29 protein-coding genes are annotated in these 26,683 nt (G+C 42.6%); 11 read left to right on the forward strand and 18 right to left on the reverse strand.

What is annotated here, in order from left to right; all coding sequences use genetic code 11:
• Position 1: 1 nt before the first annotated feature.
• From hisS to AWW72_RS01180, 13 genes are all read right to left on the reverse strand, one after another.
• The gene (gene hisS / locus AWW72_RS01120; RefSeq protein ID WP_047429258.1) at positions 2–1,294 is read right to left on the reverse strand and encodes a histidine--tRNA ligase; all 1,293 of its coding nucleotides are present in this window, start codon (positions 1,292–1,294) and stop codon (positions 2–4) included.
• The gene (ispG, locus tag AWW72_RS01125; protein ID WP_005259644.1) at positions 1,291–2,406 is read right to left on the reverse strand and encodes a flavodoxin-dependent (E)-4-hydroxy-3-methylbut-2-enyl-diphosphate synthase; all 1,116 of its coding nucleotides are present in this window, start codon (positions 2,404–2,406) and stop codon (positions 1,291–1,293) included. The genes hisS and ispG overlap by 4 nt, the downstream gene beginning before the upstream one ends.
• Before the next feature lie 22 nt (positions 2,407–2,428).
• Positions 2,429–3,226 carry a helix-turn-helix domain-containing protein gene (locus AWW72_RS01130; protein ID WP_062846167.1) on the reverse strand — a complete coding sequence of 266 codons (798 nt, stop codon included), beginning with the start codon at positions 3,224–3,226 and terminating at the stop codon, positions 2,429–2,431.
• The gene (pilW, locus tag AWW72_RS01135; protein WP_004775625.1) at positions 3,217–4,023 is read right to left on the reverse strand and encodes a type IV pilus biogenesis/stability protein PilW; all 807 of its coding nucleotides are present in this window, start codon (positions 4,021–4,023) and stop codon (positions 3,217–3,219) included. The genes AWW72_RS01130 and pilW overlap by 10 nt, the downstream gene beginning before the upstream one ends.
• A 17-nt stretch (positions 4,024–4,040) precedes the next feature.
• Complete coding sequence (gene rlmN, locus AWW72_RS01140) at positions 4,041–5,276, reverse strand: dual-specificity RNA methyltransferase RlmN (RefSeq protein ID WP_004775628.1); 1,236 nt, start codon at positions 5,274–5,276, stop codon at positions 4,041–4,043.
• A 121-nt stretch (positions 5,277–5,397) separates the two neighbouring features.
• A complete protein-coding gene (gene ndk, locus AWW72_RS01145) occupies positions 5,398–5,829 on the reverse strand; it encodes a nucleoside-diphosphate kinase (RefSeq protein ID WP_004775629.1) in 432 nt (143 codons plus the stop codon).
• A 108-nt stretch (positions 5,830–5,937) separates the two neighbouring features.
• A complete protein-coding gene (gene iscX / locus AWW72_RS01150; RefSeq protein ID WP_004775630.1) occupies positions 5,938–6,138 on the reverse strand; it encodes a Fe-S cluster assembly protein IscX in 201 nt (66 codons plus the stop codon).
• A gap of 107 nt (positions 6,139–6,245) precedes the next feature.
• Positions 6,246–6,797, reverse strand: coding sequence for a phosphatase PAP2 family protein (locus tag AWW72_RS01155; RefSeq protein WP_004775631.1), 552 nt, complete (start codon positions 6,795–6,797; stop codon positions 6,246–6,248).
• 32 nt (positions 6,798–6,829) lie between these two features.
• Positions 6,830–8,101, reverse strand: coding sequence for a glycosyltransferase family 4 protein (locus AWW72_RS01160; RefSeq protein WP_047429493.1), 1,272 nt, complete (start codon positions 8,099–8,101; stop codon positions 6,830–6,832).
• A gap of 431 nt (positions 8,102–8,532) precedes the next feature.
• Positions 8,533–9,372, reverse strand: a complete 840-nt coding sequence (locus AWW72_RS01165; RefSeq protein WP_062846168.1) for a symmetrical bis(5'-nucleosyl)-tetraphosphatase — start codon at positions 9,370–9,372, stop codon at positions 8,533–8,535.
• Entirely contained in the window at positions 9,372–10,184 is an 813-nt protein-coding gene (gene rsmA / locus AWW72_RS01170; RefSeq protein ID WP_062846169.1) for a 16S rRNA (adenine(1518)-N(6)/adenine(1519)-N(6))-dimethyltransferase RsmA, read from the reverse strand. The genes AWW72_RS01165 and rsmA overlap by 1 nt, the downstream gene beginning before the upstream one ends.
• Before the next feature lie 32 nt (positions 10,185–10,216).
• On the reverse strand, positions 10,217–11,185 hold the full coding sequence (gene pdxA / locus AWW72_RS01175; RefSeq protein WP_062846170.1) for a 4-hydroxythreonine-4-phosphate dehydrogenase PdxA: 969 nt from the start codon (positions 11,183–11,185) through the stop codon (positions 10,217–10,219).
• An 81-nt stretch (positions 11,186–11,266) separates the two neighbouring features.
• A complete protein-coding gene (locus AWW72_RS01180) occupies positions 11,267–11,902 on the reverse strand; it encodes a hypothetical protein (protein ID WP_062846171.1) in 636 nt (211 codons plus the stop codon).
• Between the two features lie 267 nt (positions 11,903–12,169).
• Here AWW72_RS01180 and rplM point away from each other — a divergent pair, with 267 nt between their 5' ends.
• The gene (gene rplM / locus AWW72_RS01185) at positions 12,170–12,598 is read left to right on the forward strand and encodes a 50S ribosomal protein L13 (RefSeq protein ID WP_004775640.1); all 429 of its coding nucleotides are present in this window, start codon (positions 12,170–12,172) and stop codon (positions 12,596–12,598) included.
• A gap of 12 nt (positions 12,599–12,610) precedes the next feature.
• Positions 12,611–12,997, forward strand: a complete 387-nt coding sequence (gene rpsI / locus AWW72_RS01190) for a 30S ribosomal protein S9 (protein WP_004775642.1) — start codon at positions 12,611–12,613, stop codon at positions 12,995–12,997.
• Positions 12,998–13,060: 63 nt separating this feature from the next.
• On the opposite strand, the gene AWW72_RS01195 is transcribed toward rpsI, so the two are convergent.
• Positions 13,061–13,459 carry a putative periplasmic lipoprotein gene (locus AWW72_RS01195; RefSeq protein ID WP_047429244.1) on the reverse strand — a complete coding sequence of 133 codons (399 nt, stop codon included), beginning with the start codon at positions 13,457–13,459 and terminating at the stop codon, positions 13,061–13,063.
• A gap of 126 nt (positions 13,460–13,585) precedes the next feature.
• On the opposite strand from AWW72_RS01195, the gene AWW72_RS01200 reads away from it, so the two are divergent.
• The 9 genes from AWW72_RS01200 to AWW72_RS01240 all read left to right on the forward strand — a co-directional run bounded on the left by AWW72_RS01200 (position 13,586) and on the right by AWW72_RS01240 (position 20,870).
• On the forward strand, positions 13,586–14,245 hold the full coding sequence (locus AWW72_RS01200; RefSeq protein ID WP_062846172.1) for a glutathione S-transferase N-terminal domain-containing protein: 660 nt from the start codon (positions 13,586–13,588) through the stop codon (positions 14,243–14,245).
• 14 nt (positions 14,246–14,259) lie between these two features.
• Positions 14,260–14,685, forward strand: a complete 426-nt coding sequence (locus tag AWW72_RS01205; protein ID WP_004775648.1) for a ClpXP protease specificity-enhancing factor — start codon at positions 14,260–14,262, stop codon at positions 14,683–14,685.
• Positions 14,686–14,700: 15 nt separating this feature from the next.
• Positions 14,701–15,363: a hypothetical protein gene (locus AWW72_RS01210; RefSeq protein WP_062846173.1), complete on the forward strand. Its 663-nt coding sequence runs from the start codon at positions 14,701–14,703 to the stop codon at positions 15,361–15,363.
• A 386-nt stretch (positions 15,364–15,749) separates the two neighbouring features.
• A complete protein-coding gene (locus AWW72_RS01215; protein WP_004775651.1) occupies positions 15,750–16,109 on the forward strand; it encodes a roadblock/LC7 domain-containing protein in 360 nt (119 codons plus the stop codon).
• Between the two features lie 162 nt (positions 16,110–16,271).
• Positions 16,272–17,240, forward strand: a complete 969-nt coding sequence (locus AWW72_RS01220; protein WP_004775653.1) for a hypothetical protein — start codon at positions 16,272–16,274, stop codon at positions 17,238–17,240.
• A gap of 8 nt (positions 17,241–17,248) precedes the next feature.
• Positions 17,249–17,791 (forward strand): GTP-binding protein, encoded by a 543-nt coding sequence (locus AWW72_RS01225; protein WP_062846174.1) that lies wholly within the window; start codon positions 17,249–17,251, stop codon positions 17,789–17,791.
• Positions 17,792–17,814: 23 nt separating this feature from the next.
• The gene (locus AWW72_RS01230; RefSeq protein ID WP_004775657.1) at positions 17,815–18,234 is read left to right on the forward strand and encodes a roadblock/LC7 domain-containing protein; all 420 of its coding nucleotides are present in this window, start codon (positions 17,815–17,817) and stop codon (positions 18,232–18,234) included.
• A 353-nt stretch (positions 18,235–18,587) separates the two neighbouring features.
• Positions 18,588–19,931: a sphingomyelin phosphodiesterase gene (locus tag AWW72_RS01235; protein WP_062846175.1), complete on the forward strand. Its 1,344-nt coding sequence runs from the start codon at positions 18,588–18,590 to the stop codon at positions 19,929–19,931.
• 12 nt (positions 19,932–19,943) lie between these two features.
• Positions 19,944–20,870 (forward strand): lipase secretion chaperone, encoded by a 927-nt coding sequence (locus AWW72_RS01240; RefSeq protein WP_062846176.1) that lies wholly within the window; start codon positions 19,944–19,946, stop codon positions 20,868–20,870.
• Positions 20,871–20,923: 53 nt separating this feature from the next.
• Here the strand turns inward: AWW72_RS01240 and AWW72_RS01245 are convergent, their stop codons facing one another.
• From AWW72_RS01245 to AWW72_RS01260, 4 genes are all read right to left on the reverse strand, one after another.
• The gene (locus tag AWW72_RS01245) at positions 20,924–22,882 is read right to left on the reverse strand and encodes an acetyl/propionyl/methylcrotonyl-CoA carboxylase subunit alpha (RefSeq protein ID WP_062846177.1); all 1,959 of its coding nucleotides are present in this window, start codon (positions 22,880–22,882) and stop codon (positions 20,924–20,926) included.
• Positions 22,883–22,954: 72 nt separating this feature from the next.
• A complete protein-coding gene (locus AWW72_RS01250; protein WP_062846178.1) occupies positions 22,955–23,788 on the reverse strand; it encodes an enoyl-CoA hydratase/isomerase family protein in 834 nt (277 codons plus the stop codon).
• Between the two features lie 10 nt (positions 23,789–23,798).
• Complete coding sequence (locus AWW72_RS01255; RefSeq protein ID WP_062846179.1) at positions 23,799–24,959, reverse strand: acyl-CoA dehydrogenase family protein; 1,161 nt, start codon at positions 24,957–24,959, stop codon at positions 23,799–23,801.
• A 109-nt stretch (positions 24,960–25,068) separates the two neighbouring features.
• A complete protein-coding gene (locus tag AWW72_RS01260) occupies positions 25,069–26,682 on the reverse strand; it encodes an acyl-CoA carboxylase subunit beta (protein WP_047429225.1) in 1,614 nt (537 codons plus the stop codon).
• Between the last annotated feature and the right edge of the window lies 1 nt (position 26,683).

The raw sequence follows: 26,683 nt of genomic DNA on the forward strand, positions 1-26,683 counted from the left end.
CTTATTGTTTAAATTTTTCGATCAAAAATGGCGTCAGTTCAGTTAAAGCAACTTGTGACTGTTCTGCTGTCGCAAGTTCTTTAATGAGAAGCTGCTGTGATTCCCACTCCCGCTCACCCAAGATCATCGCAAAGATCGCACCAGACTGATCGGCCTTTTTCATTTGGCTTTTCATGCTGCCTTGTGAACCTGTTTTTAAACGAATCGGGCTATTTGCCGCTTCCAACTGATCACGAATCTGTTCAGCCAATACCAAAGCTTTAGCTTGATAAGCAGGCTCAGCCAATAAGAAGATTTCGCAATCACGTACAGCTTTGGCTTGTTCAACTTGCTCGAGTAACAGTAGCAAACGCTCCATTCCCATCGCAAAACCAACCGCAGGGACAGACTGATCTGCTTTACCTTTTAGCTGTCCAACCAAGCCGTCATAGCGACCACCTGCACATACCGTACCTTGTGAACCCAACATGGTGGTGGTCCATTCAAATACGGTTTTGTTGTAGTAGTCCAACCCACGCACTAACTTCTGGTTAATCACAAACTCAATACCAGCATCGGTTAAATATTGCTGTAATTGCTGGAAGTGATTGATTGAATCTTCTTTGAGGAAATCATGCAACTTTGGCGCATTTTCCAGAATCTTTTGCGTTGATTCAACTTTAGAATCCAGAATACGCAATGGATTGGTGGTCAAACGACGTTGAGAGTCTTCATCCAAAGCATCTTTGTGCTGATTTAAAAACTCAACCAATGCTGCACGGTATTCTGCACGCTCGTCGGTTTCACCTAAAGTATTCAACTCAAGTTGAACCTTGTCAGCAACCCCCATACGCTTCCACAGACGTGCTGTGAGTAAAATTAACTCTGCATCGATATCTGGCGTTGCCACACCAAACGTTTCCACACCAAACTGGTGGAACTGACGGTAACGGCCCTTTTGTGGTTTTTCATAACGGAACATTGGTCCCATATACCACACGCGCGGTGTCGCGCCACGCAATAAATTATGTTCAAGCAACGCACGTACACAGCCCGCAGTCCCTTCTGGACGTAAGGTCAGTGATTCAGGCGGATTACCTTTGTCGAAAAAGGTATACATTTCTTTTTCAACGATATCGGTCGCATCGCCAATAGCACGTTTGAATAAACCAGTTTGCTCAACGATCGGTAAGCGGATCTGTTGATAACCATAAGCATCCATTAAAGATGCAAGTTGTTGTTCCAGACTTCTCCAAGCCGCGGTTTGCGTTGGAAGGATGTCATTAAAACCTTTGATAGCGACGATTGAACTCATGATGAACTACGAATAATTTCTTTAGATTTTGCTTCTTCAAGCTCTTGAACACGTTGACGAACCATTGTTTCAATTTCATCAACCAACTGATTTGTGTCAATTAAATGGCTCTTTTCGCCATTACGGTAGACCAGTGAACGAGGAGATGCTCCCACGATCCCTATATCTGCTTCTTTGGCTTCACCTGGACCATTCACTTTACACCCGATGACAGACAAGTCCATCGGAGTACGAATATCTTCTAAACGCTCTTCCAGCGCCTGCATCACCTGAATCACATTGAATTCTTGGCGTGAGCAACTTGGGCAAGCAATAAAGTTAATGCCGTTTGAGCGCAAGCCCAACGATTTTAAAATATCAAAACCGATTTTAATTTCATCTTCTGGCTCGGCCGCAAGCGAAATACGCATGGTATCGCCAATGCCTTCCATCAATAATCCACCAAGCGCAATCGCCGACTTCACCGTACCCGTACGATAAATGCCAGCCTCTGTAACACCGAGGTGCAACGGATTATCAATCTGTTGTGACAATAAGCGGTAAGCGTCCATGGTCAAAAACACATTCGACGCTTTTACGCTGACTTTGAACTCATGAAAATCTAAACGGTCTAGAATATCGATATGACGCATTGCAGACTCAAGCAAGGCCTGCCCTGTCGGCTCACCATATTTTGCTTGCAAGTCTTTTTCCAATGAACCCGCATTTACACCGATACGGATCGAAATGCCATGATGTTTTGCCGCAGCAACCACTTCTCGTACTTTCTGATCTGAACCGATATTGCCGGGGTTAATACGCAAACAATCCGCGCCATAATCCGCGACAGCCAAAGCAATACGATGATCAAAATGAATATCCGCAACCAACGGCACGCTCACACGTTTACGGATTGCACCAAATGCCTCTGCCGCTTCCATTGAAGGAACAGAAACACGCATGATGTCTGCACCAGCATCTGCACAGCGCTGGATTTGCGCCACGGTCGCATCAACATCACAAGTTTCAGTATTCGTCATACTTTGAACACTAATCGGGGCATCACCACCGACATACACTGAACCAACACGGATTTTACGTGTTGGACGGCGTTTAATTGGGTTCACAATCATCGTATAGCTCTACTCTTTGTCATTAACGAGACAAACGGAATTCTGCTTTTCCATTGACGGTATATGGAGACAATGAAATTTGTTCCTGATTTAGCACCAGAGATACAGCGGTCGCATCATCCAAACGAATCTGGAATGGAGACTGACCACTCAAATTCAATGTCGATGCCTGACGACCTGTTGCCAATACTTTACCTGTTGCGTCCACAATATGCACAGAGGTTGGACGGTTAAAGTTCAGGACTAATTGGTCACCAGATGTTGCTGCTGTTGTATTTCCGCTCATTGGCAGAATTTCAACTTCAGAGTTTTTAATCTTTGGTACATCCGCATCATCCTTATGGCTTGATGTCCAATTCTGTACAGCCACGACTGCTAACCATGCCAATAATGCAATAGCCGCCACAATCGCAATGCGTTTTAACCATTTGCGGTTACGTACGCTTTTCGAACCTGATAATTTCCCCATGATTTTAATCGGAGAATTATTCAGGGCATGGCTGGCTTTAAGACCTGTATCATTAACATAAATTTCATCAAAACGCTGAATAATCGCGCTTGCATCCGCATTTAAATGCTTTGCATAAGCACGATAATAACCTTTGATAAAAGTCGCTTCTGGCAATGACTTATAATCATCTTGCTCTAATGCCGTCAAAGTTTTGACAGGCATGTTCAATACGTTTGCAATCTCTTCAATTTCTTTCTTTTGTGCAATACGAATTTGACGCAAATACTCACCAGGTCGTTGAATATTTCCTAACGCAGACGATGGCGAGGTTGAGCCAGTTGGCTGATGTGAATTTGGATTTATTTCCATACGGCCTCAGTACTGTACTGTAATTGCAAATAACGTTGATATTCTGGACTATCAGGAAATAAAGCGCGTAACTGATTGACTAACACTTGCATTCCTAACTGATCCGCATTTGCGCGAGCAATGCGTAAACCAATCCAAAGCGCACGGGCACCTTGGTTTTTCTGACCTACATTACGAACATATTGTTCGTATAGTTGCGATGCATCTCTATTATTTTGTTGCAAATAGAAAATTTCCGCCAACTCTAACATTGAAATTGTTGCGTTTCGATTCGCTTGTAGCGCCTGTTTGAATGATTTTTCAGCATTCGCAACATCGCCAAGTTTTAAATAGATTCGCCCCAAGTTTTCCAGCGACTGAAAACGCTGATCATAACCTAGGGTTGCGCCCGCACGGGTAAATTGCTCAATGGCTTCATTATAGCGTTGCTGCTGGTACAAATATGTACCGTAATTATTACGAGCCTGAGCGTTATCTGGTTCGGTAGAAATAGCGCGCTTAAAATAAGATTCCGCTTTTTCCATATTTGCTGCACTACCTTCTTGTTGCAGCAAGATGCCCATCATCATATTGGCGTTGGCATCTCGGGAATTCAGTTTTAACGCCTGATCAAGCGAACGCTTGGCTGAATCCAGATCACGTGTACGAATATATTCTGCCGCAAGTTGTGTACGAACCTGCACCGCTTTTTCCGGATCTTTTTTTAATGTTGTAGATGGCGTCTGGCAAGCTGTTAAGCCCAGTAAAGTAAACACAACAGCTGTCGCTATAATCGTTTTTGATCGAGTTGTATTCAACGCTTTTTCCCCAAGTTTTATCCTTGTGTGCGCAATATTTCTTGTCGTTGCGCCACTTTCTTTTTCCACTGTTCAGCACGACGAGTACGGTCAGCAACCTGTCCTACCAATTGTCCACACGCCGCATCGATATCATCACCACGTGTCTGACGAATCGTACACACAAATCCGGCATCCGACAAAGTTTTTTGGAACGAAATAATACGGTTACGGCTCGAACGGCCATATGGTGCGTGCGGGAACGGATTAAATGGAATCAGGTTGATTTTACTTGGTAAGTTTTTCAATAATTTTAACAATTGCTGTGCATGCTCAGGTTGGTCATTGACCCCTTCAAGCATCACATATTCAATCGTGACATGGCGACGAGAGCTTTCATTGCCATCTTTGCCCAAATAACGCTGGCAAGCCGCAATCAGTTGCTGTAACGGATATTTTTTATTGATCGGCACCAATTCATTACGCAGCTCATCATTAGGTGCATGCAGTGAAATTGCCAATGCAACATCAATATCCTGCGCCAGTTGATCAATCTTCGGAACGACACCAGAAGTTGATAAGGTCACACGGCGCTTAGACATGCCATAAGCAAAATCATCAAGCATCAACTGCATAGAACTTAGAACAGCATCATAATTGAGTAAAGGTTCGCCCATACCCATCATAACCACATTGGTCACGGTACGTTCACGCTCTGCAACAGGAACATCTTCCATGTAGGAGTAGTTCGCCATCCACAACTGACCAATAATTTCCGCTGGAGTTAAGTCACGCTGGAAACCTTGCTTACCAGTAGAACAGAATGAGCAATCCAGTGCACAACCCACTTGTGAAGAAATACACAAGGTTTTACGCGCGCCAGTTTTATCATCTGCTGGAATCAATACGGTTTCAACCAGCGAACCATCACCATCACCGACACGGAATACCCACTTACGGGTACCATCTTTGGAATAGTTACGATGCACCACTTCAGGCGCTTTAATTTCACAAATTTTTTCTAATTTTTCACGTAATTTTCCTGAGATATTGGTCATCTCAGCAAAATCTGTCACAAAATATTGATGAATCCACTTCATGACCTGACCCGCACGAAACTTTTTTTCGCCCAGATCTTCAAAGAATTTTTCCAGTTCAGCTCGAGACATGCCAAGTAAATTTACTTTATTATCGGCAGCTTGAACGACAGGCGTAGGAACAGACTGTTGTTTTTCATCTAAATTTTCTGATGAAACGACCACTGCAGAACTCATGTATATTTACCTAAACAATATCAGCGCTAAAAAATACTGTGCATTATTTACACAATACAATCTATAAAAAATAAAAAACCAGATAAGTAGTATACCACTTATCTGGCTCGAATACTTTGGATTAACGAGTGCGTGGGCAAATCTCGTTATCAGCAAAGAAGTAAGCGATTTCGCGCTCAGCAGAAGCAACTGAGTCAGAACCGTGAGCAGCGTTTTCGTCAATGCTTACAGCGAAGTCAGCGCGGATTGTGCCTGGAGCAGCTTCTTTAGGGTTAGTCGCGCCCAAGATATCACGGTGAGCAAGAACTGCGTTTTCGCCTTCAAGAACTGAAACAACAACTGGACCAGAAGTCATGAATGCAACAAGGTCAGCAAAGAAACCACGTTCTTTGTGCTCTGCATAGAAACCTTCAGCATCAGCTTGAGAAAGGTGTTTCATTTTAGTTGCAACGATTTTCAAACCTGATTTTTCGAAACGAGCAAAGATGTCGCCGATGTGGTTTTTAGAAACTGCATCTGGTTTTACGATAGATAAAGTACGTTCAATCGCCATGATTGACTCCTATTATGGTTTAAACTAAAAAAATTTGCCGCATTATACCGATGTCATCGCTAATAATCAGCTTGAAAATGCAAAAGTTCAGCGATTTCTGACGAATTTCTAACGAACTTCATCCAGCCAAGCCATTTGAATGGCTTCAAGCAAACCTTCCGTTGATTTAGTAGGGTCATCACTAAAGTCTGGTAAAGCACACACCCATGCATGTAGATCCGTAAATCGAATCCACTGTGGATCGACTTCTGGATGCGCTTCAGTGAGTTCAATCGCAATATCAATCGTATCTGTCCAGCGTAAGCCCATATAACAACCTGAATAAAAGTATGTGATTGAGCGTACTTTAACAAAACACCAGATTTAAGAGATAGTGTTGAAGTGCTAAATTGTCGCTAAAATATTTATATAATGCGTTACAAAATGAGATTAAAGCTCGGTGCCAGCAAAATGATTGCACTTGCAACCGATGCACCAATCACTGCACCCACAATGACATCGCTTGGATAGTGTAGTCCCAGAATCATGCGGGACAATGCGACCAAGATCGTAAACGGTAACATCAGGATCAATAACAACGGCTCAATATAGCCCAATGTGATGGTCACCATAACAGCATGTAGGGTATGACCAGAGGGAAAGCTAAAATGATCTAGTGGTCGCTCTCCCAAGATGATCACCTGATGCACCTGATAAGGTCTTGGACGCGTGGTTTTATTTTTTAAAAATTTATAAATCAAGGTTCCCACTGACCCTGCACCTATCAAATACAAGATCTGCACACCGTACGCCAAACCATGCATTACCCATACCGACAACAACATGACATACCAAAATGGCCCATCGCCCAAACGACTGATTGTCTTAAAAAATAAAGCGACTCGTTGCGACTGTGAAAGATGATTAAGGTAGACACACCCTTTTAAATCGAGATCCAGCATTTTTATTTTTGCATTTTGAAATTTCATACTTTTTCTCCTCTTCAGGATTTAGGTCGTCGTCATGGGAGACTCCTCACGACCTGATAAAATGCGTGTTCTAATTGTTGTACCGGAAACTGCCAACTGCTTTGTTGTACGCTTTCGCTGGCAAGCAATCCCATTTGTCTCAACTGTGGCAGCGCAGGTAAATGACAAATCGATTGAATAAAATCAGTCGTCTCTCCAAGCTGACTCAGCCAGCCTGTCACTTCATGTCTCACATGTTGATGCGCACAGACATAGTCATAGGCAACCACAGGTAGGCCACTGGCAATGGCTTCTAAAACGACGTTCCCAAACGTATCGGCCTGACTTGCAAAGGTAAATACATCGGCACTGGCATAAGCTGCCGAAAGTTCCTTTCCACTCAAGCTCCCCATAAAGATAACATCACTGGATTGCGCCATCTTGCTCAGACGTGTCTGATCTGGCCCTTCTCCAACAATCACGAATTTAATGTTTTTACCTTGTCGTGCCTGTAAAGCATGGAAGCTTTTCACCAACACATCGACTTCTTTTTCAGGTGACAAACGTCCGACATATAGCATGACACGGGTGTCAGCATCAGCGCCCCATTGTTGTCTCAGCTGCTCTGAACGATGTTTCGGTGAAAACTTTTCGGTATCCACACCACGCCCCACCACCACCAAAGGACACGTTACGCCAAAACCGCGTAAGGCCTGCTCTGTATATTGGCTTGGTACGCAGGTCACATCGGTACTGTTATGAAACCATGTTAAGTAACGCTGAATCGGCTTGACCAGAAAAGCCAGATCAAAGAAACGGCTAAAATCATGAAAGGCTGAATGGAAGCCACTAGAAACTGCAACCTTTCGCGATTTTGCGGCCTGCAAAGCGGTTAGACCCAATGGCCCTTCTGTGACGATATGCACCACATCTGGCATAAATTTTTCAAAGGCTTTTGAAACCTTGAGATATTGCGGCCATCCGAATTGTACACTTGGATATTTAGGAATCGGCTGTGACATCACCAGACATTCCTGATCTGGATGGAATTCGGTACATACTGCTTTTTGTGTTGGTCGTACCAGTAAAATTTTATGTCCAAGTCGCTGTAAACCCTGACACAATTGCATCATTGATAAAGCCACACCATTAATTTCTGGGGGCCAGGTTTCAGTCACAATTGCAATTCTGAGACGAGGACGAACTAAATCTTGAAGTTCAGACAATTCATCTTGTTTATTTTTGAGTTGTTTCCTTTTAAAGTAAAATTTAAAATTTTCAGGAAACTCTTGCTTTAATAGAGATGTCGCGTATGTACTCTGCATATCGCCATCCATTTGTGTCGTTATTTTCATGCTTTCAGCTTAAAAGCATTTTTTGACACTTTAATGATCAATGTATGACAGTTTTTTGACAATCTAAAAATAAAAAATGCCCAACCTGAAACTGGGTATTTATACATAACACAATAAATACTTAACCTAAATTTGATCAGAAATATGGTACTCGGAAAGGTCATCAGCAACCTGCGCGATTTAAGCAAGATAATGTTTTTGCGATACATTTGGAATAAATTCCAAAAGTGAACAGGTTTTGCTGATGACAATGGTTTTGCCTACTTTTCCCAAAAGAAAAGTAGGGCGAGCCGCAGGCTGATTCTGTAATCCGATGAGAATTTATCAAGACTCCGTTAAGATAATTTTTTCCCAACAGACTCTAGATAAAAATATTTAGATCAAACTCACACTGCACTTATTCAAGCCAATGGATTATCTACTGCAAAAATCTGCTGATCTTCCAAACGGAAAGCTACCAATTGTTGCCCCCATACACAGCCACCATCTACATTCTGAATTTGAGCATTAATGGTCTTGCCCTGCAAAGCAGCCCAATGTCCAAAAATCAACTGATGCGTTTGTGCTGCCTGACTTTCAAACTCAAACCACGGTTGAAAACCCACTGGCATCGGCGCATCTAGGGCATCTTTAAATTCGAATTCCAAACGCCCTTCTGCATCTGTTAAGCGCATACGGGTCAGATAATTGGTGATGCAACGCAACCGTGCCATGCCTGTCAGCTCATCTGACCAAAGATCAGGTTGAGAACCATACATTTCTGCCAGAAATCCATCTAGTACAGAGAGGTCTTCATGCGCAACAACCTGTTGCACTTCTTGCGCCAATGCAACAGTTTTTTCAGCGCTCCAGATACAAGGCACACCCGCATGCGTAATTAAGGTCTGTTCATTAGGAGACAAACTTAAAGGCTGTTTACGCAACCAATCAATCAGCTCATCGCCATCAATCGCATCAATCACTTCTTGCGTATGATCTTTTTCTTTAGCCTTTTTAAAGCCACGCGCACAGGCAATCAAGGTCAGATCATGATTACCCAATACAGTTGCGGCTGCCCCACGATCGGCCAGCTTTTTAATAAAGCGTAATGCACCCACCGAGTTTTCACCGCGTGCCACAAGATCCCCAGCAAACCATAAAAAGTCTTGGTCTGGATCAAAGCGAATTTCTTTCAGCAAAGTTTTCAGCGCTTCGAAACAGCCTTGCACATCACCAATGACGTAGTTATAGCGCTTAGACATCAAGCCACCATCTGATCAGAAAGAGCCACAAAATCTGCCAGACTTAAAGTTTCTGGACGCGCCATTGGATCAACACCCGCTTTTTCAAAGCCATCTTCTACCAACATGCCTTTTAAGCTATTACGCAAGGTTTTACGGCGTTGAGTAAATACATGTCCCACCAAACGCGCTAACGCTTTCTCATTTTTTGCCACAATAGGTTTGGTTTCGTATGGCTCTAAACGGAAAACTGCTGACGTCACTTTTGGCGGTGGGTTAAATGATCCCGGCGGTACTTCAAATAAGAAAGTGGGTTTGCAGTAATATTGAATCATGACCGACAGACGACCATACTCTTTAGTATTTGGCGTTGCGGTAATACGGTCAACCACTTCTTTTTGCAACATGAAGTGCATATCTTTCACTTTGTCGCCAAACTCCAAGAGATGGAACAACAGTGGTGTTGAAATGTTATAAGGTAAATTCCCCACTACACGTAGTGGACGGCCTTCGTGAAATAGTTGGGTAAAGTCATATTTCAAAGCATCAGCTTCAACAATGGTCAAACGCTCAGGATGCGGTACGCGGCCAGGCAAGCCTGCTGCCAGATCTCGGTCGAGCTCCACCACCGTCAACGCATCACATTCACCGATCAAAGGCGAAGTTAATGCAGCCAAACCTGGACCGATTTCAACAATGTTTTCGCCCGCACGAGGATTCACTGAGCGTACAATTTTGGCAATCACACGTTGATCATGTAAAAAGTTTTGACCAAAACGTTTTCGAGCCTGATGCCCTTCATCTTTAGGGTTTAGGGCATTAATTTGATACATAATAATTCCAACGTGAATAATTTACTCGTTAATCACTGACGAGCTAAATCAAGTGCTAAATCCACTGCAACATGCAAGCTCGATGCTTTTGCCTGTCCAGTGCCTGCAAGAGAGAGTGCTGTACCATGATCGACAGAGGTTCGAATAAATGGCAAGCCTAATGTAATGTTTACTGCTTCACCAAAGCCCTGTGATTTTAACACAGGTAAGCCCTGATCGTGATACATCGCTAAAACGGCATCTGCATCTTTCAGATTTTCAGGCGTAAATAAGGTGTCCGCAGGCAGAGCCAGACTCATATTGACACCCTGCGCGCGATAACCTTCCAACACAGGGTTGATCACTTCAATTTCTTCGCGGCCTAAATATCCGTCTTCGCCAGCATGCGGATTTAAACCACACACCAGAATACGCGGAGCCGCAATTTTAAATTTTGTTATTAAATCGTGGATCAGAATATCAATCACCTGATGCAAACGTTCCGTGGTAATAGCAGCGGGAACATCGCGTAGGGGTAAATGTGTCGTTGCTAAAGCCACCCGTAGCGTTTTCGTTGCCAGCATCATCACCACACGGTCAATACCGGCAAACTCTTGGTAGTATTCTGTATGTCCGCTAAACGCGATGCCTGCCTCATTGATAATGGACTTTTGTACAGGCGCTGTTGCTACACCCACACTTTGTCCAGATATTGCATAATCGGCTGAACGGCGTAATTGTTCTAGTACATAAGCCGCATTAGCAGGATCTAACTGCCCTAAAGCCACTGGGTTTGCCAATGATACATGTTCAACAAAGAGTTGCCCTTTCAAACTGGATTCTGCTTGTCCCTGATAAGCAATCAGCTCAACATCCATACCCAACACTTTAGCGCGCTGCTGTAACATCGGTAGATCAGCAAGGATAACAATCGGCCGCTCATCTACACGTTCTGCCAGACTGAGACAAATATCAGGACCAATGCCTGCAGGTTCACCTGAAGTGACATATAAAGGAAGCATACATACCGCCAATCTTTTGATTCAGTTCTAGTGTAACGAAAATCTAAAAGCAGTATAGCCCTACATTTTTATAATTTAAGTTTAAGGTGCCGAAGCTTTGGTTAAATTCTGTGGTACTAGATTCGATGGGACAAACTCAACCTTACGCGTCCAAGGATTCACTTTGGGTTGTACTTTCTTCTCGGGCTGCACCAAAGCCACTTCATCTTTTTTCTCGCTCACGACGACAGTACTCACAGCCTTCTCAATAGAAGGATTGCTTACACTCTCTTTCTTTTCCAAAGCTTGCATAGTTTGCTGAAGCTGAGGTTCTTTTTTCTCTGCCCCTGTAGTTGCAGCAACTGTATTCACAGGTCGGGTATAAGGCGCAGCAATTGCACCTTGTTTCACGATCGTTTGAGTGGTGGGTTGTTGTATTTGAGTCGTTGGCGTTGAACCCGCAACACTTGAAGCGCCTTGCAAATTCATTTGATCAACAGGGATTTCAATCGCTTTCATTTCCGCAGTAACCGCCATTGCAGGATCGACATGGTCATTGCCACGACTTTCCAGAACTTCAAGTTTACGGCTAGTGCCTTCTTTTGGTTGGAACTCGGAGTAATTGGTGACACTGGTTTGATCTACCCATTTATATAGTCGTCGTGCATTGGTTTGTGTAGAACAAACGCCCACTAATATTGTAACTACAACAATTTTTGTAGAAAGCGACAACTTCATCAAATTCCCCGAGAGAAGAGGTAAATACTTCTATTTATTTCAAATGATTGGTATAAAAATGATAGGTTAAATCCCACCCGCTCTCAAGATAAATAATAGGCGATTCAACTCAGCGCTGATTAGTTCTCAATTCAGTCACATTACAGCAATTTGTGCCTTCTCAGACTAATTTTTCTTGTGTGCATTTATAAACTCATGTAGAATTCGGTCTCCTTTTGTTTGGACAGATTCCACCGTCCAAACCAACTATAATAGGTAGTGGTTTAAATGAAAACTCTCAGCGCTAAGCCAGCTGAAGTTCAACACGACTGGTATGTTGTTGATGCTTCTGGCAAAACTTTAGGTCGCCTTGCGACTGAAATCGCTCGTCGTTTACGCGGTAAGCACAAAACTTCTTATACTCCTCACGTTGACACTGGTGACTACATCGTTGTGATCAATGCTGAACACGTTCAAGTGACTGGTAAAAAAGCGCTTGATAAGAAATACTATCGCCATACTGGTTTCCCTGGTGGTATCCGTGAGACTAACTTCGAGAAGTTAATTGCTCACAAACCTGAAGCTGTTTTAGAAAAAGCTGTTAAAGGTATGTTGCCAAAAGGTCCTCTTGGTTATGCAATGATCAAAAAAATGAAAGTGTACGCTGGTAGCGAGCATCCTCATACTGCTCAACAGCCACAAGTTTTGGACATCTAAGGGATACAGCACATGGCTACTAATTATGGTACAGGTCGCCGTAAGACCGCAACTGCACGTGTTTTCTTATCAGCTGGTACAGGCAAACTCGTAATCAACAATCGTACTTTAGAGCAATATTTCGGTCGTGAAACTGCTCGTATGGTTGTACGTCAGCCTTTAGAGCTTTTAGAAGTTACTGAAAAATTTGACCTTTACATCACTGTTAAAGGTGGTGGTATCGGTGGTCAAGCTGGCGCTATCCGTCACGGTATTACTCGTGCATTGATCGCTGCTGACGAAAACTTAAAACCTGCTCTTCGTCAAGCTGGTTTCGTTACTCGTGATGCTCGTGAAGTTGAACGTAAGAAACTTGGTTTACGTAAAGCTCGTAAACGTCCTCAATTCTCTAAACGTTAATCGTTTTACGAATTGGACAAAAAAACCTCGGATTTTCCGAGGTTTTTTTATTGCCCTAATTTATTACTTCTTTTTAGAACAATCCATGACTGCATCACCTGTGCCATCGGCAGAAGAGAATTCCGTGATCGTACAGCCATTTTCCTGATAGCTTCGAGTGCTTTTGGAAAATTGATGATCTTTCGGAATCGGTGCATTACAAGGTTGCCCCGTTTTTTCATGTACCATCTGGATCGGCCCATCATTATAAATAGTCACCTGACAAGCTTTGACCACATACTGTTTTTTGATGCCACCATATTGTTGACCACTATCATCATCAGCTCCAGCAGCAATCACCGCATCGGCCGCTGCCTCACTCTCTACTGAAGAGATATTGTTCTGTACCACTCCCTGAGGTGAACCCGCACAACCACCTAGTAACAACACACCACACAATACAATCAGGTAATCTCGCTTCATTCTATTTTCTCTCATTGAACTTATTGAATAATAAATCTATTCTGTAAGGCTCATATTATTAATGTTTAAGTGCTTTCCAACGTTAATTTTAGTATTCTAAACAGTCAATCAGAATTTTTTGGATTTATGTCTTTAGAAAATCCCCCAAGCCCTGTCCAAGGCATTACGCTTTATAGTCATGCAGATGATTTCCGCTCACACTGGATTCGTTTTTTGCTTGCTGAAAAACAAATCAAATATCAGCTCATTATCACAGACCATGAAGATGAGGATTTAGCAGACCTCAATCCCTACAATCAGCTCCCGATGTTGATTGAACAAAATCTGAAGCTATTTTCAGCCAATGTCATTGCTGAATATCTGGATGATCGTTATCGCCAGAATAAACTCTATGCCGATGCACCAATGGCCAGAGCAGAACAACGTCAATATATCTGGCGCTTTGAGCAGGACTGGTTCAAACTGGTAGATCACATGCTTAGACATGCCGACAGCCTCGATCTGAAACAAAAACAAAAAGCACAAAAAGAACTCAGGGATACCTTGATTTCACTAACTCCCCTATTTCAACATTTTCCATTTTTTATGTCGGAAACCTTTTCAATTCTGGACTGTATGCTGGCCCCGATCTTCTTGCGCCTGAAAAGTATGGGGATCGAATTACCAGCACAGCATTGCCGACCGATTTTCTTGTATTGTCATCGTATCTTTAGCCGTCCATCTTTCATTAAATCAATGACAGCTCAAGAAAAAAACAGCTACAATGAATTGATTTCTACGATTTAATAAGTTTTTCAATTATGTCAGAGCAAATAACTTTTACGCCTACACGCCCATATCTTGCTCGTGCCATTTATGAATGGATTTGCGATAACCAACTGACGCCTTATTTGTTAGTTGATGCAACACAACCACATACCGATGTTCCCTTACAATTTGTAAAAGATGGGCAAATTGTTTTGAACCTTGCACCACATGCAGTTCACCAACTACACATGAGTAATGACGCAATTACCTTCTCAGCCCGTTTTGGCGGTGTTGCAAAAGAAATTTATGTGCCCATTCGTGCCGTGCTTGGAATTTATGCCAGAGAAAATGGACAAGGTTTATTCTTTGATCCTTCTGAATATGAAGAGATAGAAGAAACTGCTGTGCCAGAAACAGAAGAAACAAAGCAAGAAGCAGAACCAGCGAAAAAGAAACCTTCACTAAGAATTTTAGATTAAGCGAGGATATATACAATGGCATTTGACTTGGTTCAGTATTTTGCTGAACAGATTAAAATTCAAAAACCGCAGCTTTTTAGCCAATATTCTCCAAAAGAAAAGCAATCTTATATTGATGAAGTCAATGTTTTAGCGCTTGGTCAATTGATCAGTCTGTGGAAACAGAATCCCCAGAAACTTTATCAGGAAGTTCAAACCGCTGATCCGCTTTATATACAAGAGATTGCTCGTCACCTGACGACTTCAGCTCATAATCAGTCTGAGCTGAAAGCCACAGAACTCGAAAATAGTCTTTCAGAGGTACTGGCCTTACAATTGGCAGAATTGAAGCAACTCGACCAGACTGGCAGCTTCGGACAGACAGGACTCACTGAGCTATTAATGGGTCAAATCGAGCATTTATCTGGTCAAGCGGAAGATTGGGTATGGTCAACCAACCAACTTACTGAATTACTTGGCTCGAAGCCTGTTGTACAAGAAGAAGTCTCTCTTGAAGCCACCATGCAAGAATTTAATCAGATGGTGAATCAGGCACAACCCGTTGCTCATGATCATCATGACGCCGCAGAGGTTGCGCCACTGGTAACACCAACTTGGGCGTATATCGTTTCTCCTTTAGTGGCATTGGTCATTCTTATATTTTTGTATTGTTCATATTGCCAATTAATCTCGGCTTGATTTTAAACACCTAGATAAAGAAAGAATTAAATTCTTTCTTTATCATTAACTTAATAAAAAATTAATTAAAATTAAAACAACAATTTAATCGACCTAATTAATAGATTTACATTTATTTACAATCAAAACCACATATTAAATCCAAATATTAATGTGAATAAAATCACACTAAAAACCAATTCCCCACCTTAATTAATATTTTTATTTGTTTATCTGACAAAAAATGTCAATTATTAGCATTACTTAAATTTCAATTCATTTAAAGCATGATTGATTTAATAAAAGAGTTTCCTATAATGAGTTTATCTGCTTTTGAAAACCAATCAGAAACAAAAGTAGTGAATATATAAATTCATAAACAAAGATGTATTAGTAGAGATAAAATCATGGCTAAAATTTCATTAGAAAGCTTAACAAATATTGATGGGTTCGTTGCAGCAGCTTTAGTTGATACAGAAAGCGGTTTGGCGCTAGCAACACAAGGTGGGGGGTCACTTGATTTAGAATTAGCAGCTGCAGGTAATACTGAAGTTATCCGTGCGAAACGTCGTGTAGCTAACTCACTGAAACTTAACGATGATATTGAAGACATTCTCATTACATTAGGTAAGGCATATCACTTAATTCGTCCACTAGAAAGCAATGGCAATTTGTTCCTTTATCTTGTTTTAGATCGTACTAAATCAAATCTTGCAATGGCGCGTCACGAACTTAAAACGTTCGAAAAAGAATTAGATTTCGCTTAATTCTTAATTTAAAAATATTTAATATATTAGGTTTCTTGTATATATTTCTGTTTTACTTATTCAAAATAATAAAATAGAAATAATACAAGCACCCTAATATTAGCCTTTAGTATAATGGCTATTTTTTGCAGTCCAATATTTTAAAAACATTAAAGTGATACTATGAATGGACATTGCATTAATATCGCAATTTCAGGTATAAGTTTAAAAGTTTCAGATGAATTAAAAATAGAACTTAGAAAAACCATACCGCACGAGTTTGGCATTAACTGGATCAATATTGCAGATCCCAATATCGACTTATTATTAATAAATGAAAATTTCTTTGAAACCGAAGGCATTCAACGCATTTTAGAACAAAAACAACTTCCCTGCTTAAAAGTTGCTAAAGGAGAAGGCTCACATCATATCGAACAACACAACACCTTATATTTACCTTTTCAGCATACAGATGCATTAAAAAACTGGATTCAGCTTCGATTGCTCAGCTATCTATCGCACCAACAATCTCAACAGCCAAAGACAGAAACCGTTTCAACTCACAATGCAATAAATGCAAAGTATTTAACGGATATGCTCAATCCGGAAAATGCCAGACTTCACCTTTTCGATGATCATGGTACCTTGGCCATTATTGATACACGCAGTCAAATTGCATGGCTAGAACCAACACGGATTCATACAAAAACCAATCACAGCTTTAAATACGAATTTGCAACCACCTCCAATTTCACTAAAGTCTCTCGTAAAGTGGAATATAACTTACAGGACTGGGTCTGGAATCTGTTCTGGCACTCTATGGAGTTCCAACGTCTGGCACCCAATGAAAATGAATATTATAAAATCGAATACTGGCCGCAGCCTGCTCAAAGCGAAGGTCGTAAAACCGCCCTTCTGCTTTCAGCCTGCTTTATACAAGGCGCCCAACTTTATCAAGTTGCAACACAGTTAAAACTTCCAATTCAAACGGTTCAACAATTTATCGCTGCCTGCATGATTTCTAACAACGGCGGCATTATTCCAGCTTCAGAAAGTCATTACCTAAAAACAGAAGCAGACGAACAAACGATTGAACAAAAAGGTTTTTTAAATAAATTTTTCGGCAAAATCAGACGCCGCTTTGGGCTTTAAGGAATGCTATGATTCTCCAACAATATAAAATTGTCTTTGCAGGAAGCATGGGCGCAGGAAAAACAGAAGCTATTAAATCGCTTTCAGAAATTCCTGTGCTTGCGACTGAAGCATTAAATACAGACAGCCAGGCCCACAATAAGATGCAAACTACGGTGGGTATTGATTACGGTGAAATCACGCTGGATGACGGCGTCAAAATCGGCCTGTATGGTACGCCTGGTCAATCACGTTTTGATTTTATCTGGCCTGTGATTTGCCAAGGTGCCTTGGGCGTTATTCTGTTGGTCGACCATAACAGTAAAGTGCCGATTGAAGAACTTGAAGCGTATCTGGAAACATTTAAGGATTACACCCAGAATATTTCGATTGGCATCACGCATGTCGATGAAAACAAAGAGCAATCGACCAGCATCTACCGAGATTGGTTAATTCAGAATGACTATCAATATCCCCTATTTTTTATCGATGCGCGTAAACAAGAGCATATCTTGCTCATGATTGAATCTCTCATTGCAGCATTAGAAGTCAATTTAAAAGCAACAAATTAATTACTTTATAAAAGAGAAGAATTATGTTCAGTATTCCCAGTCAGCAACGTACAGCACCGAAAGAGCTGATCCAGTTTGCCAAGGCACAAGCCAATGATATTCTGATGAATATTCGAGGCGTGGATTATATTATGCTGTGCTCAACGGATGGTTTTGAGTTAGCCGCAATTTATAAGAAGAATCCGTATAACAGTACAAAACTGGCTGCTGTCAGCAGTTCAATTCTGGCAATGGTCACGGCTTTTCTTAATGAAATTCAGCTAACAGGATGCCAAAGTATTACGCTGGATGCTGAAAATGGTAAAGCGATTCTCACCTCTATCCCAGCGCAACATCATCCAATGGTGATGGTGACCTTGAGTAATAAAGATGTACTATTGGGACAACTGCTCTATAGTTTAAAGCAAGCAAGCACAGCCATTTCCGAAGCTGATCAAGCTTAAACGGCTTACCGAACAAATAATCTGGCATGGTGTAGTCCTTGTCAGATTTTTTTCATCTATACACCGTATAATTTAAAACTCTTTTTTTATTTTCGTTTATGAACACTTGTATATTTTAATAACACTACAGCATTTCATACCGATTCCTAATTCCTTCCAAAAATCTCCATAACTATAAATAAGATATGACTTTTCAAACATCAGATAAATGGTCATGAATTTAAATGATTTAGCAACATTTTTTCATTATTATAAATTTCGAACAAATAACGATCATAAATTTTTCATAAATGAATAATTTTAATAATACATCCCATCTTTGTTCAAACAATTAGCACTATGGAGAGAGAAAAATGAAGCTGAAAAGCTTAAAAATCGGCGCAGGGGTTGCGTTGTTTATCTGTGGTTTTTCAAGTCAGCAGGCGATGGCCGATTCCTATGTTTTTGTGACCAATACCACGCCACAAACGGTATCGATACAAGTCAATCAAACTGGAGACTCATTACAGCAAGGCAATGAATGGGCACAGGAAGCCACACAAATTGCGCCTTACGAAACCAAACGTATTTTACGAATGAACCGTTATACAGGGATCAAATCAGGTAAAACCTATAACTTTGATACTGTAGTAACCAGCGGCAATTCACAAGTGACCTTAAAACAAACCATGACTGGCACTTGGTCTGGTAGCAACATTCAGCACGGGATTCAAACGGCGACCACAACATCCCCTTGGTATTCAGATCGTAATGTTCATCGTATCAATACCCCTTATGCAGGCTTATCCGCTCAGGCGGCAGTAAAAGCTGAATATACGGGTGGTTATGATGACTTCCACTACACCATTCACCAAAACACGGTGCAAGAGCCTGTTTCAGCCAGCGCCAATGAACTCAAAGTGCTGACCTATAATATTTATACTCTGCCAATGGTGGCGAGTAAAATCAGTGAACGTCTGGCTGAACTGCCGAAGCATCTGAATGGTTACGATGTGATTATGATGCAAGAAGCATTTGCCTCATCGCGTACAGACATGTTGAACCAACTGGCACAACAATATCCGTATCAAACCCATATTCCTGTCGGTTCTGGTTATAACCTGTTTGACAGTGGTCTGGTGATTGTCAGCCGTTATCCCATCGCGAAAACGGCTCAATTGATTTATCCAGATTGTACAGGAACCGATTGCTTCGCCGATAAAGGTGTGCTGTATGCTGAAATCATTAAAAATGGTAAGGCTTATCATGTGACTTCAACGCATACCGCCTCATTTGATACCGATGAAGCACGCGCCCTACGCCAAGTTCAGTTCAAACAAATCCGCCAATTGGTCAATCAACAAAATATTCCAAGTTTTGATGCCGTATTGATGGGCGGTGATTTTAATGTAAATAAACTACTTTGGCCGCAAGACTATCAAGATATGTTAAGCAATCTGAATGCCACCGCAGCAACCAGCACAGGCTATACCGCTTCGACCTTTGATCCGCGTGTGAATAAATTGGCAGGTGCAGCAGGTTCAGGTGGTTCAACTGTTGAATATCTGGACTATATCGTGGCATCGAATAACCATCGTCAGCCCACTCAGTCCCGTAATGATGTGCGTATCTTGCGTACTACGGCTGACCCGCTATACATGACATGGGATCTCTCAGACCATTTCCCTGTGATGGGCCAATTTAATTACAAGCCATAAACGGAAGAGGGTATGAATAAAAGACTATTGCTGACAATAATAATTGTTGTCGTGGTCTTGGTTGGGATTGTTGTCTGGAAGAGCACCGCCTCTTCCGCTGCAATCCAGCACACCAGATCCACAGTATCTCAGGATTCATCGACACAGATGCGTGATGACAGCATGCCAAATAAAAGCAAGGATGAAATTTTTCAGGACTCGCTCTTAAAGCAAATCAAGAATTTACAGCAGCAACCTGGCAATATCACTCAGTTTCTCAATGACTTTAAGGCCAACTGCCCTGTATCTGACTGTAATGCTGCTTTGGCAAAAGCCTTAGCCCATTATCCTGATCAAAAGTTTGCACAACTGGTCGCGAATCTACTCAAACGTTTGCCTGAGTATGAGCAGCAGATGCAAAGTACGGTGCTATCCACCTCTTTATCACCGAAAGAGCGTTTTGATCGCTTATGGAAACTGAGAGAGCAGACTTTGGGAAAAGCAGAAACCATGCTTGGTTTTGGGCAAGAGCGCAGTTATGCGGAATATCGTTTTGCCTATAATGATTTGGCTCAGAATCAAAAACTCAGCGCTGAACAACGTTTAAAAGCCTTTGAACAATTGCAGCAACAATATCCTGATGCAACTGAGCAGGAAGGCAAGATCGGACAATATAAACAAGCCTTAAATTTGATTCAGCAAGGCCAACAAAATACTACTGAAACTGAACGCTTAAAGCAACAATTACAACAGCAATATTTAACAGAGCAGGAACGCCAAGAGGTTCAGCAAAGAGAACGACGCGAAGCTCAGCAACAGCAGCAAGTTGATCAATATCAGCAAGCCTTGCAGCAGCTACAACAAGAGATGGAACCATTAAAAGCACAACTCTCAGAGACAGAATGGCAAAAACAGTATCAGAGTCGTTTAGAGAGTCTACGCTTAAAAATGTTCCCCTAAATCGATCGAACCCAAGCGATCGCTGATCGTAAGGGTTCAATCAACGGATTCAGCTAAAGTAATGAAACATTTAATAATTGCTGACGTTTTTTCACCTGCTGCCCAACCTGACCAATCAGTTCTTCGACTACACCATCAACATCGGATTTGATCTGTTGTTGAATTTTCATGGCTTCGAGCACCAATAGAGTTTGTCCTTTCACTACCTGATCGCCGACATTGACCAACAGATTCACAATCGCCCCATCCATCGGTGCTCGGATTTTTCCATCACCAACAACTTCTGCGGCTTCAGGTGCTGCATAGGTAATATTCTCAATCACCACATTGCCATTGCCTACATCTAAATACAGCTGATCTTGATCAAATACATAAGCCAGCTTACGGCGAACGCCATCACAGCAATAAACAATCTCTTCACCATTGATGCTTATAATGTTGATCGTTGCCTGTTGGTCACATAATTCAACTTTGACCTGCTGCTGATCATTTTGTACATATAGCAATAACTGTTGATCTGCATATTTCAGTTTCAACGGAAATGGCAACGCGACACCTGTTTGCCAAGCCACTTGCTGCTGATTTTGTTGAGTAAATAGTGCTGCTGCCACCGCAAGTGTTTCAATCTTTAAGCTTTGTTGATGTAGACTAATATCATCCTGAAAATGCTGCTGAATAAAGGCAGTATTGGTATCCCCAGCGACAATAATCGGATGACGCAATAAATTGCTCAGGAATTGTTTATTACTATTCACGCCCAACAAGACACAATCATCAACGGCGCGAGCGAGCAATCGAATCGCATCCTGACGAGTCTTACCATAAGCAATGACCTTGGCCACCATCGGATCATAGAATGGACTAATTTCACCTTGTTCTAACATGCCGTGGTCAATACGGACATTCGGCAACATACCATCAGCACCCGCAGGCTGCCAACGCAGCACTTTACCTGTTTGTGGCAAGAAATCCTGTCGTGGATCTTCGGCATAAAGACGCACTTCAATCGCATGCCCATTTAGTGTCAGTTCATGTTGCTGCAAAGCTAAAGTTTCACCATTGGCAATCCGAAGCTGCCATTCCACCAAATCTAGCCCTGTGATCATTTCCGTAACGGGGTGCTCGACTTGCAAACGGGTATTCATTTCCAGAAAATAGAACTCACCCGATTGATCCAGCAAGAACTCAACTGTACCAGCCCCGACATAATCACAAGCTTTGGCCGCAGCAACGGCCGCCTCCCCCATTTGCTGACGAAGTTCAGGCGTCATCACAGGACAAGGGGCTTCTTCGACCACCTTTTGGTGACGACGCTGGATTGAACAATCACGTTCAAACAAATACACATAATTGCCATGCGTATCACCAAAGACCTGAATCTCGACATGGCGTGGGGCAATCACGGCTTTCTCTAAAATCAGCTCACCTGAACCAAAGGCATTTTCTGCCTCTGAACGTGCTGTTTTTAAGGCATCCAATACATCCGAAGCCTGATGGACCAAGCGCATGCCACGTCCACCACCACCTGCCGAAGCCTTGACCATTAAAGGATAACCAATCTTCTCTGCCTGTTCAGCTAGATAATCAATATCCTGCTGATCACCTTCATAACCGGGCACACAAGGTACTCCAGCTTGAATCATGGCAATTTTAGACAGACGCTTACTGCCCATTAATTCGATCGCAGCCGCTGTTGGTCCAATAAATGTAATACCATGATCAAGACAAGCCTGAGCAAAGTCAGTATTTTCAGACAGGAAACCATAACCAGGATGTACCGCATTCGCACCTGTCTTTTGGCACGCTTCAATAATATTGGCAATCGATAAATAAGATTCTGAAACTTTAGAAGCACCGATATAAACCGCCTCATCTGCCAGCTGGACATGGCGTGCATTGGCATCGGCATCTGAATACACGGCAACCGTTTGATAGCCCATCGCTTTGGCCGTTTGCATGACACGAACGGCGATTTCACCACGGTTTGCCACTAATACTTTTGAAAATTTCATTATTTAATCCCTCAAAGCACCGTATTTATATGGTTTTGACCGATACGGTACGCAAAGTCATACTTTGCTCTTTTACTGCTCAGTCCAGTTTGGCAAACGTTTTTGAATAAAAGCCATCGTTCCTTCTTGTCCTTCTGCACCACCGACTGCTTGTGCAAATTGTTGTGCAGCATCATCCAGCAGAGAAGTTAAAGGTTCATTGAGCGTTCGATGTAATAAAGCTTTGGTGGCACGAGAAGCCAAAGGTGCAGCACGTTTAATCTGTTGAATCGTCTCAGCAAGCTGCTGTTCCAGTTCAGCGTCATTCTGCGCCAACTGATGAATCATCCCTAAATTCAAAGCAGCATGACCATCAAAACGTAAACCTAATAAAGCCAAACGACGCGCTTGAGTCAGACCAATCCGCTTCACCACAAAAGGCGCAATTTGCGCGGGTAAGATACCTAAGCCTGTTTCAGGTAGGCCAAACTGAGCGGTATCACGGCTGATGGCAATATCTGAAACACAAGCCAGACCAAAACCACCACCAAGCACCGCCCCTTCCAGTACAGCAACAACGGTCTGGGGTGCTTGGTCAACCTGTTCGATCATGGCACCAAAACGGCGGTTAAAATCGACGTAGGGTTGCAAACTGCCACTATTTGCAGCTTCAACACGTAAGCTCGCCATATCCTTAATGTCACCACCTGCACAGAAATGCCCGCCCTTACCACGCAGAATGACAGCGCGAATTGATGAATCATCCGCAATCTGGCTAAACACCTGTTGAATGGCAGTGACCATATTCAAGCTCATAGCATTACGGCTTTCAGGACGATTTAGCCATAAGGTTAAAATGCTACCTTGTTGCTCTAGTTCAATGCTGTCATCAATATTCAAGTCTGCAAGAGAAGTTGAAAGCCCCATCTTTCGTCTCCTAGTTTTTCTGCTTTTTAGGCAAAATATCCATCAACTTACAGATAATCCCCAACATAATCTCATCTGCACCGCCGCCAATTGAACCTAAACGACCATCACGGAATAGTTGTGATGCTGGGTTATCCCACATAAAGCCATTACCACCCCAATATTGCAGACAGCTATCCGCCACTTCACGGCTTAAACGACCTGCTTTCAGCTTCGCCATTGAGGCCATCATGGTGACATTTTCACCTGCGATATGCTGTTCACAGGCTTGATAAGTTAATGCGCGTAAAGCTTCCACTTCGGTCATCAACTCAGCAAAACGGAAATGCACATATTGATTGTTAATCAAGGGCTGACCAAAGGTGGTACGTTCTTTAGTATAATCAATAGTTTGCTGAATGACTTTTTCCATGCCACCCACCGCATTGGCGCAAGCCCACATCCGTTCTTCTTGGAACTGCATCATTTGCATCATAAAGCCCATGCCTTCTGCACCCACAAGGTTGCGTTGCGGTACACGAACATTATCGAAATAGACCTGTGCAGTGGTGGTTGAACGCATGCCCAATTTATTCAAGGGTTCTGAAAAGCTAATCCCTGCCGTTTTTGCTGGCACAATAATCATGGATTTATTGACGTGTGGCTTATCATCAGAGGTATTGGCAAGTAAACAGAAGAAATCTGCTTGTAATGAGTTGGTGATCCACATCTTGCTGCCGTTAATCACATAGTCATCGCCATCTTTTTTTGCTGTGGTTTTAATGGCTGCCACATCAGAACCCGCATGCACTTCGGATACCGCAATCGACGCGACATATTCACCACGAATCGCAGGATTTAAAAACTCATCTCGTAGTTCTTTGCTACCAAAACGAGCTAGTGCAGGCGTTGCCATATCGGTTTGTACGCCAATCGCGAGGGGTACACCACCACAAGCAGCGCGGCCTAGCTCCTCTGCCACTACGAGATTATAAGAATAGTCGAGCCCTAAACCACCATTTTCTTCAGGCTTGCAAATCCCCAATAAACCTAAATCCCCCATTTTCTTAAACACATCATGAATCGGGAAACGCCCTGCCTCCTCCCATTCTGGGATAAATGGATTTAATTCATTTTCAACAAACTGGCGTGTGGTACGGCGTAAAGCATCATGTTCTGCGGTAAATTTCATTGTTTTTGTTCCTTAAAAATTGTTTTCCCCCTCTCCCTAACCCTCTCCCCAAAAGGGCGAGGGAATCCCTTCTCCCTCAGGGAGAAGGCTAGGATGAGGGTGTTAAAAATTAAAATCTCGACACACCAAATCGTGTTGGATTTAACTCACGTTGTTGTGCTTCAAAAATGGTTTGTAATAAGAAAATCAGTACTTTTCGGGTATCTCTCGGATCGATAATTCCATCGTCATGGAGCATTGCGGTATTGAATAAAGCCGTCGACTGCTGTTCCAGTTTCATTGCTGTACTTTGTTCCAGGAAATCCAGCATCTGCGGATTCGGTTCCATCCCTGATGCTTTCTGTTTACCCTCAGCCACGATACGCAATACCTTACCTGCTTGTGCCGCACCCATTACTGCCACATGCGAATTTGGCCATGCAAAGATAAATTGTGGCGACAAACTGCGTCCACACATCGCATAGTTGCCTGCCCCATAAGAACCCGCAACCACAATCGAGATTTTTGGCACCGTCGCATTAGCGACTGCCTGAATCAGTTTAGAACCATGCTTGATAATACCGTTCTGCTCTGCATCCGTTCCGACCATAAAACCTGTGGTATTGTGCAGGAATAAAAGCGGTCTCTGAGTCTGTTCACACAGATGAATAAATTGCGCCGTTTTAGCCGCACCCTGCGGGGTAATGGGACCATTATTGGTAATGATGCCAATATGCAAACCACCTATTTTTGCCCAACCGCAAACAGTTAAAGCATCATATTCCTGTTTAAATTCCAGAAAGTCTGAATCATCGATAATCCGTGCAATGATTTCCTTCATATCAAAAGGTTGCTTCGGATCTTGAGGAATAATGCCTAACAATTCCTCCGCAGCATAACGTGGTTCTTTATAATTCTGATTCGATTGCGCAGTTTGTTCCTTCCAGTTCAGATGCTCAAAAATCTCACGCGCCAAACGAATACCATCCGCATCATTCTCGGCCAGATATTCAGCCACGCCTGAAACTTGAGTATGCATTTCTGCACCACCCAGCTCTTCAGCCGTTGCAACCTCACCTGTTGCTGCCAATAACAGTGGTGGTCCAGCCAATAACATTTCTGTCTGTTTGCGTACGGCAATCACATAATCAGATAAACCTGGCTGATAAGCACCACCCGCGGTGGCATTACCATGCACTACCGCAACTTGTGGAATTCCCGCAGCAGACAATCGTGCCTGATTGGCAAAGGTCATACCGCCATAGGTAAACACTTCCGCAGCATAGTTCAGGTTAGCCCCACCACTTTCAGTCAAGGTGACCATTGGCAGCTTTTGCTCTAATGCGATCTTTTGCAGGCGGAGGGTTTTATGTACTCCCATCGGTGACATGGTGCCACCTTTGATCGCACTATTACTGGCAGAAACCAGCGCACGTACACCACTGACAAAACCAATGCCAGCGATCACCCCCCCACCAGCCTCGGAGCCATCTTTATCATCATGCATGTTGTAGCCAACCAAACCACACAGCTCGACAAAAGGTGAATCCGCATCTAATAACAGTCGAATACGCTCATGGGGCAAAATTTTGCCTTTCTTATCAAACTTGGGTTTTGCCGCATAAGATTTATCGATGCTTTTTTGCTGCACCGCACGCACTTCAGCCAGCTGCGTTAATAACGCCTCTCGATTTTGCTCATATTGCTCACTACCCACTGCAATTTCAGATTGGAGAATGCTCATA

The organism is Acinetobacter sp. NRRL B-65365, assembly GCF_001605865.1.
Taxonomy (GTDB): Bacteria; Pseudomonadota; Gammaproteobacteria; order Pseudomonadales; family Moraxellaceae; genus Acinetobacter; species Acinetobacter vivianii.

Bases quoted from the DNA above. Each gene is read 5' to 3' on its own strand.
- AWW72_RS01215 (WP_004775651.1), top strand. From the start codon at position 15,750: ATGGCTAAAATTTCATTAGAAAGCTTAACAAATATTGATGGGTTCGTT.
- AWW72_RS01245 (WP_062846177.1), bottom strand. From the start codon at position 22,882: ATGAAATTTTCAAAAGTATTAGTGGCAAACCGTGGTGAAATCGCCGTT.
- rsmA (WP_062846169.1), bottom strand. From the start codon at position 10,184: ATGTATCAAATTAATGCCCTAAACCCTAAAGATGAAGGGCATCAGGCT.
- rplM (WP_004775640.1), top strand. From the start codon at position 12,170: ATGAAAACTCTCAGCGCTAAGCCAGCTGAAGTTCAACACGACTGGTAT.
- AWW72_RS01255 (WP_062846179.1), bottom strand. From the start codon at position 24,959: ATGAAATTTACCGCAGAACATGATGCTTTACGCCGTACCACACGCCAG.
- AWW72_RS01220 (WP_004775653.1), top strand. From the start codon at position 16,272: ATGAATGGACATTGCATTAATATCGCAATTTCAGGTATAAGTTTAAAA.
- AWW72_RS01205 (WP_004775648.1), top strand. From the start codon at position 14,260: ATGTCAGAGCAAATAACTTTTACGCCTACACGCCCATATCTTGCTCGT.
- AWW72_RS01250 (WP_062846178.1), bottom strand. From the start codon at position 23,788: ATGGGGCTTTCAACTTCTCTTGCAGACTTGAATATTGATGACAGCATT.
- AWW72_RS01130 (WP_062846167.1), bottom strand. From the start codon at position 3,226: ATGGAAATAAATCCAAATTCACATCAGCCAACTGGCTCAACCTCGCCA.
- pdxA (WP_062846170.1), bottom strand. From the start codon at position 11,185: ATGCTTCCTTTATATGTCACTTCAGGTGAACCTGCAGGCATTGGTCCT.
- AWW72_RS01160 (WP_047429493.1), bottom strand. From the start codon at position 8,101: ATGCAGAGTACATACGCGACATCTCTATTAAAGCAAGAGTTTCCTGAA.
- AWW72_RS01210 (WP_062846173.1), top strand. From the start codon at position 14,701: ATGGCATTTGACTTGGTTCAGTATTTTGCTGAACAGATTAAAATTCAA.
- iscX (WP_004775630.1), bottom strand. From the start codon at position 6,138: ATGGGCTTACGCTGGACAGATACGATTGATATTGCGATTGAACTCACT.
- AWW72_RS01235 (WP_062846175.1), top strand. From the start codon at position 18,588: ATGAAGCTGAAAAGCTTAAAAATCGGCGCAGGGGTTGCGTTGTTTATC.
- AWW72_RS01165 (WP_062846168.1), bottom strand. From the start codon at position 9,372: ATGTCTAAGCGCTATAACTACGTCATTGGTGATGTGCAAGGCTGTTTC.
- rpsI (WP_004775642.1), top strand. From the start codon at position 12,611: ATGGCTACTAATTATGGTACAGGTCGCCGTAAGACCGCAACTGCACGT.
- hisS (WP_047429258.1), bottom strand. From the start codon at position 1,294: ATGAGTTCAATCGTCGCTATCAAAGGTTTTAATGACATCCTTCCAACG.
- AWW72_RS01230 (WP_004775657.1), top strand. From the start codon at position 17,815: ATGTTCAGTATTCCCAGTCAGCAACGTACAGCACCGAAAGAGCTGATC.
- AWW72_RS01260 (WP_047429225.1), bottom strand. From the start codon at position 26,682: ATGAGCATTCTCCAATCTGAAATTGCAGTGGGTAGTGAGCAATATGAG.
- AWW72_RS01200 (WP_062846172.1), top strand. From the start codon at position 13,586: ATGTCTTTAGAAAATCCCCCAAGCCCTGTCCAAGGCATTACGCTTTAT.
- AWW72_RS01180 (WP_062846171.1), bottom strand. From the start codon at position 11,902: ATGAAGTTGTCGCTTTCTACAAAAATTGTTGTAGTTACAATATTAGTG.
- AWW72_RS01155 (WP_004775631.1), bottom strand. From the start codon at position 6,797: ATGAAATTTCAAAATGCAAAAATAAAAATGCTGGATCTCGATTTAAAA.
- rlmN (WP_004775628.1), bottom strand. From the start codon at position 5,276: ATGAGTTCTGCAGTGGTCGTTTCATCAGAAAATTTAGATGAAAAACAA.
- AWW72_RS01225 (WP_062846174.1), top strand. From the start codon at position 17,249: ATGATTCTCCAACAATATAAAATTGTCTTTGCAGGAAGCATGGGCGCA.
- ndk (WP_004775629.1), bottom strand. From the start codon at position 5,829: ATGGCGATTGAACGTACTTTATCTATCGTAAAACCAGATGCAGTTTCT.
- ispG (WP_005259644.1), bottom strand. From the start codon at position 2,406: ATGATTGTGAACCCAATTAAACGCCGTCCAACACGTAAAATCCGTGTT.
- AWW72_RS01240 (WP_062846176.1), top strand. From the start codon at position 19,944: ATGAATAAAAGACTATTGCTGACAATAATAATTGTTGTCGTGGTCTTG.
- AWW72_RS01195 (WP_047429244.1), bottom strand. From the start codon at position 13,459: ATGAAGCGAGATTACCTGATTGTATTGTGTGGTGTGTTGTTACTAGGT.